This is a genomic window from Caulobacter sp. GW821-FHT11A05, from assembly GCF_058809015.1.
In genome coordinates, this window is the sequence record NZ_JBXASF010000031.1 from 1 (window position 1) to 7,949 (window position 7,949).

Below are 7,949 nucleotides of genomic sequence, written 5' to 3' on the forward strand. Positions count from 1 at the left end.
GCTGCGCCCGCCGCCGCCCCGCCCGCGACCGCGCCGCCCGCCGCCGCGCCCTCGGCCGCACGACCGCCAGCGGCCCAGCCCCCAACGGCCCGGTCTGAAGCCTCCAGCCTGGACGGCAAGGGCATGCCCGGCTGGTTCTGGCTGGCCGGCCTTGGCCTGTTGGCTGTCGCCGGCGGCGGGGCGGAACTGGCTCGGCGGGGGAAGATTCCGGGCCTTGGCGGCCTGGCCACCCAGGCGGCCGAACCGCCGTCGGCCGGATCGATCTTCAAGTCGGCCGCCCCCGAAGACGGGCCGCCGGCGCCGGCTGAGACGGCGAGCAGCGCCTCCGGCGTCGCCGAGGGTCCGGCCCGGTTGACCCTGCTGACCCTGCCCTCCGGGCCCGGCGAATGGGCGATGATGTTGGCGGCGCTGGACGGCCGCGCGGCGCTCTCGGAGGCCTATGCCCTGGCCGGCCAGGGGCTTGGCCGCGAACCGCAGCCCGAGGGGCGCGACGCCCAGTGGAGCACCTATGCCGCCCTGCCCCTGAGCGACGTCGACGGCGGCCGGCCGCTGTGGGCGGTGGACAATCCGCCGGCCGGCCGGGCCGAGGCGGTGCGGCTGCCCGAGCGCTGGATCACGCCCGAGAGCGGCCAGACGGTCGCCGTCGAGATCATGACCGCCGCCGAGGGACGCGAGGAGCGGGTCTCCACCGCCGTGCGCGATCCGGCCTACGGCACCCTGCTCGGCTATCTGGCCATGGGCCGGCTGCCCGAGGCCAGGGCCCTGCTCGGCCAGGCGGCCGAGGCCCTGTTCGGCAAGACCCTCAACCCCTATCTGGCGGCGGCCGGCGGCTATGTGCTGGTCGGCTCGGCCACCACCTATGACGACGCCCCCTGGCGCGGCTGGCTGCAGACCCTCGATGTTCAATGCCCCTGGCTGCCCGACGCGGCCGTGCTGCAGGCCGTGAGCATGGTGCAGACCCGGCAGGAGGGCATCCGGGCCAAGGCCCTGGAGGCCATGGATCGCGGCGTGCCGGTCTACACCGAGGGGCTGAAGCGGCTGCGCGACGTGCTGACCCTGCTGGTCGAGCAGCCCGACCCGGACGGCCGCGTCGCCCAATCGCTTGTGGCCGTCAGCAAGCTGGCCGGCCGCTGCAATCCCCAGCAGGTGTTCACTTCCCTGCGGCTGGGCGCCTGAGGAGACCAGCATGTTCCAGATCGAGATGCTGCCGGCCCGGGAGGGCGACTGCCTGTGGATCACCTATGGCGATGCCGCCAAGCCGCGGCATGTGCTCATCGACGGCGGCCGCAAGGCGACCAGCAAGACGGTGCGCCAGAAGCTGAAGGCCCTGGGGCCGGCCGGGCGGCTGGAGCTCCTGATCATCAGCCACATCGACCGCGACCACATCGAGGGTGTGGTCGGCCTGCTGGAGGAGGCCGGCGGGCTGGGGGTCGAGGTCGGGGACGTCTGGTTCAACGCCTACCACCATCTGCTCGACGAGGCGCTGGAGGGGTTCGGGGCGGCGCAGGGGGAGCGGCTGTCCAAGGCGCTGATCGACCTGAAGCTGCCCTGGAACAAGGCGTTCGGCGGCGGATCGGTGGTGCTGAACAAGGGCGGGGGCCTGCGCAAGGTGGAGCTGGCCGGCGGCCTCAGCCTGACGCTGCTGTCGCCGACCCGGCAGAAGCTGGAGGACCTGCGGCCGGTCTGGGAGAAGGAGTGCCGACTGGCCGGCCTGGTCCCCGGCAAGGCCGGCAAGCCGCAGGGCGCGCCGCCGGAGCTGGAGAGCTTCGGGGCCATCGACGTCGACGCCCTGGCCGCCCTGCCGTTCAAGGCCGACGGCTCGGAACCCAACGGCAGCAGCATCGCGGTGCTGGCCGAGTATGAGGGCCGGCGGGTGGTGCTGGCCGCCGACGCCCACGCCGACGTCATGGCCCCCTCGCTGAAGGCGCTGGACGGCGGGGCCAAGGTCAAGCTCGACGCCTTCAAGCTGGCCCACCATGGCAGCATGGCCAACACCTCGGCCGAGGTCGTCGGCCTGGTCGACTGCCCCCGCTGGATGATCTCGACCAACGGCTCCTACTTCGAACACCCCGACCAGGCGGCGGTGGCGCGGGTGGTCAAGGGCTCGGCCGGGGCGACCCTGATGTTCAACTACCGCAGCGACTTCACCCAGGTCTGGGAGGACGCGGGGCTGCAGGCCAAGCATGGCTACAAGGCGGTGTATCCGGAAGAGAACGGCACGCTGGTCGTGAGCTTCTAGCGGCCAGGCTAGGGCGCCTGGAGCACGATGTTGGTCGTTTCCCCGGTGTCGGCGAGAATCTTGCCGGCGATCATCCGGTTGACCGGGTCCAGGACGCCGAAGTGATCCCGGCCGGGGACCAGCAGGGTCCTGATGTTCGGATTGCCCGCGCCGGCCTTGGCGATCTCCCGCAGGTCCTGCGCATTGCCGGTCTCGCCCTCGATGACGAAGACCGGGCTGCGGATGCCGGCCAGCCAGTGGACCGGCGCGCGGAGGCGCAGCTCGGTGGGGTCGGTCAGGCCGGCCGGCAGGAAGTCAGGGCCGTAGTCCCCGGCCCGGGCCACCGCTCCGAAGGCGAAGACGGCGCGGAAGCGGTCGGAGACCTCGGCGGTGAGCAGGACCAGCGTGCCGCCGGTGCTGTGGCCGCCGAGGTAGATTCGCTTGGGATCGACGTAGGGCAGGCTGGCCAGGTAGTCGGCGGCGGCAAGGATGTCGTCCACCTCGCCGTAGAAGGCCTCGCGATAGCCGGGGTTCTGGTTGCCGCCGCGCAGGGAGGGAAACATCATGACGATGCCGGCCTTGCGATAGGCCGAGGCCGACTGGTCGTTGGCGGGGTCGGCCGGCGACCAGACGTCGTCGATGGTGTTGGAATCGCCGCCGGTCAGCCAGATGATGGCCGGATGCTTGCCGCCGTCGGCCGGGGCCGGCGTGACATAGGCGGCCAGCTCGCCGACCGGCGAGCGATAGGTCACCGCCTTGAAGACCCCGGCCGGCGGCGTGGCCAGCGGGTGGTTGGCGTGCTCGCGGCTCTCGAACCGGGCGGTGTGGGCGGCCCGTGCCTCGCGCAAGCTCTGCCCGGCGTCCGCCGGGTTGGCCGGGTTCGCCGGGGCGCCACAGGCGGCGAGGAACAGCAGGACGGATACGGCGAGACGCTTCATCGACGACTTCCCAGCAGGTTGCGGGCCACCACCCATTGGTGGACCTCGGTCGGGCCGTCGTAGATGCGCATGGTGCGGATCTTCGAGGCCATCATGTGCAGGGGCAGCTCGCGGGTCATGCCCATGGCCCCGAAGGTCTGCATGGCGCGGTCGACGACCTCCCAGGCCATCTCGGTGGCGTAGGCCTTGATCATCGAGATCTCGGAGCGGACCTCGCGGCCCTGGTCCATCTTCCAGGCGCAATCGTAGGTCATCAGCCGGGCGGCGTGGATGCGGGTGTGGGCGTCGGCGACCCAGTTCTGGATGGTCTGGCGCTCGGAGAGCGGGACGCCGAAGGTTTTCCGCTGCGGCGCGTAGTCGATCATCATCTCCAGGGCGCGCTGGGCCATGCCGATCGACCAGGCGGCCATCTCGCAGCGGCGGGTGCCGAGCCGCACCTGCATGGGGGCGAAGCCCTGGCCTTCGGTTCCCAGCAGCTTCCAGCCGGGGACGCGGACGTCGTCGAGGGCGATCTCGTAGGTCGACTGGCCGCCGAGCATGGGGATCTTGCGCAGCACCTGGAAGCCGGGGCTGTCCCGGTCGACGAGGAAGGCGCTCATGCCGCCGCGGGCGCCCTTCTCCTTGTCGGTGACGGCCATGACGATGGTGAAATGGGCGTGGTCGGCGCGGCTGATCCAGATCTTGCGGCCGTTGAGCACCCAGTCGTCGCCGTCGCGAACCGCCGAGGTGGTCATGCCGGAGGGGTCGGCGCCGGCCTGCGGCTCGGAGATGCCGATGGCCGAGATGGTCTCGCCGGCCACGTAGGGCGCGAGGTAGGCGGCGCGCTGCTGCTCGTTGACCGTGGCCATCATCATTCTGAGGTTCGGGCTGTCCGGCGGCAGGGTGTAGTTGGTGATGTTGCGGCCGAGCTCCTCGTTGACCGCGACCATGGCCACGTGCGGCAGGTCGGCGCCGCCGACGTCCTCCGGCGCGTCGAGGCCCCAGAGACCGAGCTCGCGGGAGACGGCGTCGACCTTTGCCGTTTCCTCGGCCGTGAGGGCGGCGGCGCCGCCGGCCGCCTCGCGGGCCAGGACGCCGGCCTCGAGCGGGATCAGGTGGTCGTCGACGAAGCGACGGACCAGGTCCTTGAGCATGCGGTGGTCTTCGTCGAGCTCGAAGTTCATGGCGCGTCCCCTGATGCTCGGGCGGGTTTAGCAGGCTGACGGTGAGGGAAGGGAAGAGGTTTTCCGGCCCGGGGCGTTTGGCCGGGCTTATCGAAGCGACCCCATTATACCGCGCGGCCCGACCAACAGAACAGAGGCGTGGTTTTCGCAGCGGCGGTGGAAAGCCGCCAAAACCCCGGAAACCGTGGGCTTTGGCGTGGCCCCGGGGTTCGAAAATGCAGCCTCGAACGTAGGCCGGCCTGTAGGTCGAACCGCAGGGTTTGTGGCCAGGATTGTCTGCCGGGCGGGCTACGCGTCGGGGCGGCTGGCGGTCGACGGCCGGAAAGGCCGGTGAATATGTCTAGACATATTCGACAAGCTCTTGAAAAGGCGCATTTTTTGGCCTCAAGCCCGTTCCAGCGCCACCATCAGTTCGCCCATGGCCAGGATCTGGCCGTCGCCGACGACGGTGATGGCGTACTGCAGGGCCGCCCCGGTGGCGGCCAGCTGTTCGGCGCGGATTTCCAGGTCGCCGGCCACGTCGTCGAGGCGGTCGCGGGTCCAGGAAAGGTTGTTGACCACGGCCAGGAAGCCCCGGCGCGGCTCGCGGTCGATGCCGGTCAGGGCGGCGTGCAGGGCGATGGCCTGGGCGGCGTATTCGGCCGCCGAGCTGGCCGGCAGGCGGTCGCCGTGGCGCAGAGGGTTGGCGGGGTCGCGGTGGCTGGCGGCGGTGCAGGCGATCCAGTCCGGTCCGCCGCCAGTCACCGTCTCCAAGAGGTTCATGGTCCCGGCATGGGGGATCACGCGGGCGATGGCGGCCTTGTCCATCGGCGGGAGGTTCGACATCGCAGGCGTCCCGCGCGACAAGGGGTGAAATTGATTCCGCGAACCCTGATGACTTCCGCCTTCACGATCAACCCCGACCACCCGGCCCTGCCCGGCCATTTCCCCGGCAACCCGGTGGTCCCCGGCGTGGTCATCCTCGAACATCTGGTCGCGTCCCTGGCCGCGCTGCATCCGGAGCGGACCTGCAGCGGCGTGCGGCGGATGAAGTTCCTGCGGCTGCTGCGAGCCGGCGAGACGGTGGAGGTGTCGTTCGGCGAGGCCAAGGCCGACGCCATTACGGTCAAGGCGCGGGTGGCGGACGAGGCCCTGGTCGACGGGCGGTTCACCCTGGCGCCCCTGTAGGCGCCGCGGCGCACAACGATACGGCGCCTGTGCTGCGGCCTCGCTGAAACCCTCTGCTAACCGACGAAATTCGCTCAGCGTTTCGTTGCCAGACGGGCGGGGTTTCGCCTATGGATTGAGACAGTGCTTTTGGGGGAAGTCGGGGCGTATCGATGAAGCGGGTGCTGGTCGTTCACTATTCACAGACGGGGCAGTTGAGCGACATCCTGCGCTCGACCGTGGCCCCGCTGGAGGCCGCGCCGGATATTGAAGTTGTCTGGCTGGCCATCGAGCCGGCGACGCCCTATCCCTTCCCCTGGCCGGCGGGGTTCTTCTTCAACACCTTCCCCGAGACGGTCTATGAGGATGTGGACCCGATTCTGCCGCCGGTCCTGCCGGCCGACAGCGACTTCGACCTGGTGATCCTGGGCTATTCGGTGTGGTTCCTGTCGCCGTCCAAGCCGATCACCGCCTTCCTGCAGAGCCCTGAAGCCAGGACCCTGCTGGCCGGCAAGCCGGTGACCACCGTCATCGGCTGCCGCAACATGTGGCTCTCCGCACAGGAGCGGATGAAGGAGCAGCTGGCGGCCCTTGGCGCCCACCTGATCGACAATGTGGTGTTGACCGACAGCGCCCACAGCGCCTTCACCTTCATCTCCACCCCGGCCTGGATGCTGACCGGCAGGAAAGGCCCCTTCCTGGGCGGCGTGGTGCCGGAGGCTGGGGTCAGCCAGGCGGATATCGCCGGCTGCAGCCGCTTCGGCGAGGCGATTGTTGCAAAGCTGCCCACCCGTTCGAGGGGCGACACGGAGCCGATGTTGAGCGATCTTGGCGCGGTGTCGATTTTCGAAGGCCTGATGAGTTCCGAGCGGGTGGCCCGCAAGAGCTTCCTGATCTGGGGCCGGCTGCTGCGCGCCTGCGGCAAGCCTGGCAGCCCCCTGCGCGGAGTGGTGCTGGTGGTCTATGTGGCCTTCCTGTTCACCCTGATCGTCACGGTGGTGCCGCTGCTGGCGGTGCTCAAGAGCCTGACCAAGCCGTTGCTGAAGGCGAAGATCGCCCGCCAGCGCGCCTATTACGCTGAACCCTCGGGCGAGGGCCGCGCCCTGCTGGGAGCCGCCCAATGACCATCCGCAGCGTCTACATCACCGGCACGGCCAGCTTCCTGCCCAATGAGCCCGTGCTCAACGACGAGATGGAATCGGTGCTGGGCCAGGCCGGCGGCCGACCCAGCCGCGCCCGCCGCACCATCCTGCGCAGCAACGGCATCAAGAGCCGCCACTACGCCATCGATCCGGCGACAGGGAAGGCGACCCACAACAACGCCCAGCTGACCGCCGCCGCCGTGCGCCGGCTCGGCCAGACCGTCACCCTGCCCGACGTCGACCTGCTGGCCTGCGGCACCTCGATCCCCGACCAGGTGATGCCCAACCATGCCTCCATGGTGCAGGGCGAACTTGGCCTGCCGGCCTGCGAGGTGATCGCCACCAGCGGCGTCTGCCTGTCGGGCATCACGGCCCTGAAGTACGCCTATGTCACCGTTGCCGGCGGCCTGCACAACAACGCGGTGGCCACCGGTTCGGACTGCCCCTCGCCGGTGCTCAGCGCCGGCAACTTCAGCGCCGAGATCGACGCCAAGGTCGACGACCTGGAGAAGCATCCGGAGATCGCCTTCGAGAAGGATTTCCTGCGCTGGATGCTCAGCGACGGGGCCGGCGCCTTCCTGCTGCAGGACAAACCCCGCGAGGGGGCGACCAACCTGCGCATCGACTGGATCGAGACCTTCTCCTACGCCGGTGACATGGAGACCTGCATGTATGCGGGCGCCTCCAAGAATGCCGACGGCACGATCACCGGCTGGTCGGCGATGAGCCCGAAGGAACGCGAGACCGACTCGGTGATGTCGATCAAGCAGGACGTGCGCCTGCTGAACGAGCACGTCATCCACTACACGGTCGAAAAGCCGCTGCCCGGCATTGTCCAGAAGTACCAGCTGCGGGCCGACGACATCGACTGGTTCCTGCCGCACTATTCGAGCGAGTACTTCCGCGACAAGGTCCACGCCGGCATGCAGGTGGCCGGCTTCGACGTGCCGCAGGACCGCTGGTTCACCAACCTGACCACCCGGGGCAACACCGGGGCGGCCTCGATGTTCATCATGATCGACGAGCTGGCCCAGAGCGGTGATCTGGAGCCCGGCCAGCGGCTGCTGTGCTGGATTCCGGAAAGCGGGCGGTTCTCCAGCGGGTTCATGCATTTGACCGTGGCGTGAGACCATTCATGTCGAACCCGTTGGACGCGGCTCGCAACAGGTCCCTCTCCCTCGGTGGGGGAGGCCGCAGCGGGATGTTAGTGAGTTCGCCTCGGGTCTCCCTTCTCCCCTCGTGGGAGAAGGTGGCCCCGAAGGGGCCGGATGAGCAACTGTGTTTAGGCTTGGTAGTTTGGTTGCCAAGTCTGGCCGGTGCGCAGCAAGGCGACGACGATGCC

At 69.5% G+C, this 7,949-nt stretch carries 8 protein-coding genes; 5 read left to right on the forward strand and 3 right to left on the reverse strand.

What is annotated here, in order from left to right; all coding sequences use genetic code 11:
* Positions 1-123: 123 nt before the first annotated feature.
* Both AC1RSK_RS24055 and AC1RSK_RS24060 read left to right on the forward strand, forming a co-directional pair.
* Positions 124-1,176: a hypothetical protein gene (locus AC1RSK_RS24055; RefSeq protein ID WP_492910234.1), complete on the forward strand. Its 1,053-nt coding sequence runs from the start codon at positions 124-126 to the stop codon at positions 1,174-1,176.
* A gap of 10 nt (positions 1,177-1,186) precedes the next feature.
* On the forward strand, positions 1,187-2,239 hold the full coding sequence (locus tag AC1RSK_RS24060; RefSeq protein ID WP_492910235.1) for a ComEC/Rec2 family competence protein: 1,053 nt from the start codon (positions 1,187-1,189) through the stop codon (positions 2,237-2,239).
* 8 nt (positions 2,240-2,247) lie between these two features.
* On the opposite strand, the gene AC1RSK_RS24065 is transcribed toward AC1RSK_RS24060, so the two are convergent.
* The 3 genes from AC1RSK_RS24065 to AC1RSK_RS24075 all read right to left on the reverse strand — a co-directional run bounded on the left by AC1RSK_RS24065 (position 2,248) and on the right by AC1RSK_RS24075 (position 5,144).
* Complete coding sequence (locus tag AC1RSK_RS24065; protein WP_492910237.1) at positions 2,248-3,156, reverse strand: alpha/beta hydrolase family protein; 909 nt, start codon at positions 3,154-3,156, stop codon at positions 2,248-2,250.
* Positions 3,153-4,319, reverse strand: a complete 1,167-nt coding sequence (locus tag AC1RSK_RS24070) for an acyl-CoA dehydrogenase family protein (RefSeq protein ID WP_492910238.1) — start codon at positions 4,317-4,319, stop codon at positions 3,153-3,155. Before AC1RSK_RS24070 ends, AC1RSK_RS24065 begins: the two co-directional genes overlap by 4 nt.
* Before the next feature lie 384 nt (positions 4,320-4,703).
* Positions 4,704-5,144, reverse strand: coding sequence for an ApeP family dehydratase (locus tag AC1RSK_RS24075; protein ID WP_492910239.1), 441 nt, complete (start codon positions 5,142-5,144; stop codon positions 4,704-4,706).
* Positions 5,145-5,192: 48 nt separating this feature from the next.
* On the opposite strand from AC1RSK_RS24075, the gene AC1RSK_RS24080 reads away from it, so the two are divergent.
* From AC1RSK_RS24080 to AC1RSK_RS24090, 3 genes are all read left to right on the forward strand, one after another.
* Positions 5,193-5,486, forward strand: a complete 294-nt coding sequence (locus tag AC1RSK_RS24080) for an ApeI family dehydratase (protein ID WP_492910240.1) — start codon at positions 5,193-5,195, stop codon at positions 5,484-5,486.
* Between the two features lie 152 nt (positions 5,487-5,638).
* On the forward strand, positions 5,639-6,589 hold the full coding sequence (locus AC1RSK_RS24085) for a flavodoxin family protein (protein ID WP_492910241.1): 951 nt from the start codon (positions 5,639-5,641) through the stop codon (positions 6,587-6,589).
* Positions 6,586-7,734: a beta-ketoacyl-ACP synthase III gene (locus tag AC1RSK_RS24090; RefSeq protein ID WP_492910242.1), complete on the forward strand. Its 1,149-nt coding sequence runs from the start codon at positions 6,586-6,588 to the stop codon at positions 7,732-7,734. Before AC1RSK_RS24085 ends, AC1RSK_RS24090 begins: the two co-directional genes overlap by 4 nt.
* Positions 7,735-7,949: the final 215 nt, after the last annotated feature.

What these genes read in the sequence shown, in the direction of transcription:
- AC1RSK_RS24055 (WP_492910234.1), top strand. Translation starts at nt 124, where the DNA reads ATGCCCGGCTGGTTCTGGCTGGCCGGCCTTGGCCTGTTGGCTGTCGCC.
- AC1RSK_RS24060 (WP_492910235.1), top strand. Translation starts at nt 1,187, where the DNA reads ATGTTCCAGATCGAGATGCTGCCGGCCCGGGAGGGCGACTGCCTGTGG.
- AC1RSK_RS24065 (WP_492910237.1), bottom strand. Translation starts at nt 3,156, where the DNA reads ATGAAGCGTCTCGCCGTATCCGTCCTGCTGTTCCTCGCCGCCTGTGGC.
- AC1RSK_RS24070 (WP_492910238.1), bottom strand. Translation starts at nt 4,319, where the DNA reads ATGAACTTCGAGCTCGACGAAGACCACCGCATGCTCAAGGACCTGGTC.
- AC1RSK_RS24075 (WP_492910239.1), bottom strand. Translation starts at nt 5,144, where the DNA reads ATGTCGAACCTCCCGCCGATGGACAAGGCCGCCATCGCCCGCGTGATC.
- AC1RSK_RS24080 (WP_492910240.1), top strand. Translation starts at nt 5,193, where the DNA reads ATGACTTCCGCCTTCACGATCAACCCCGACCACCCGGCCCTGCCCGGC.
- AC1RSK_RS24085 (WP_492910241.1), top strand. Translation starts at nt 5,639, where the DNA reads ATGAAGCGGGTGCTGGTCGTTCACTATTCACAGACGGGGCAGTTGAGC.
- AC1RSK_RS24090 (WP_492910242.1), top strand. Translation starts at nt 6,586, where the DNA reads ATGACCATCCGCAGCGTCTACATCACCGGCACGGCCAGCTTCCTGCCC.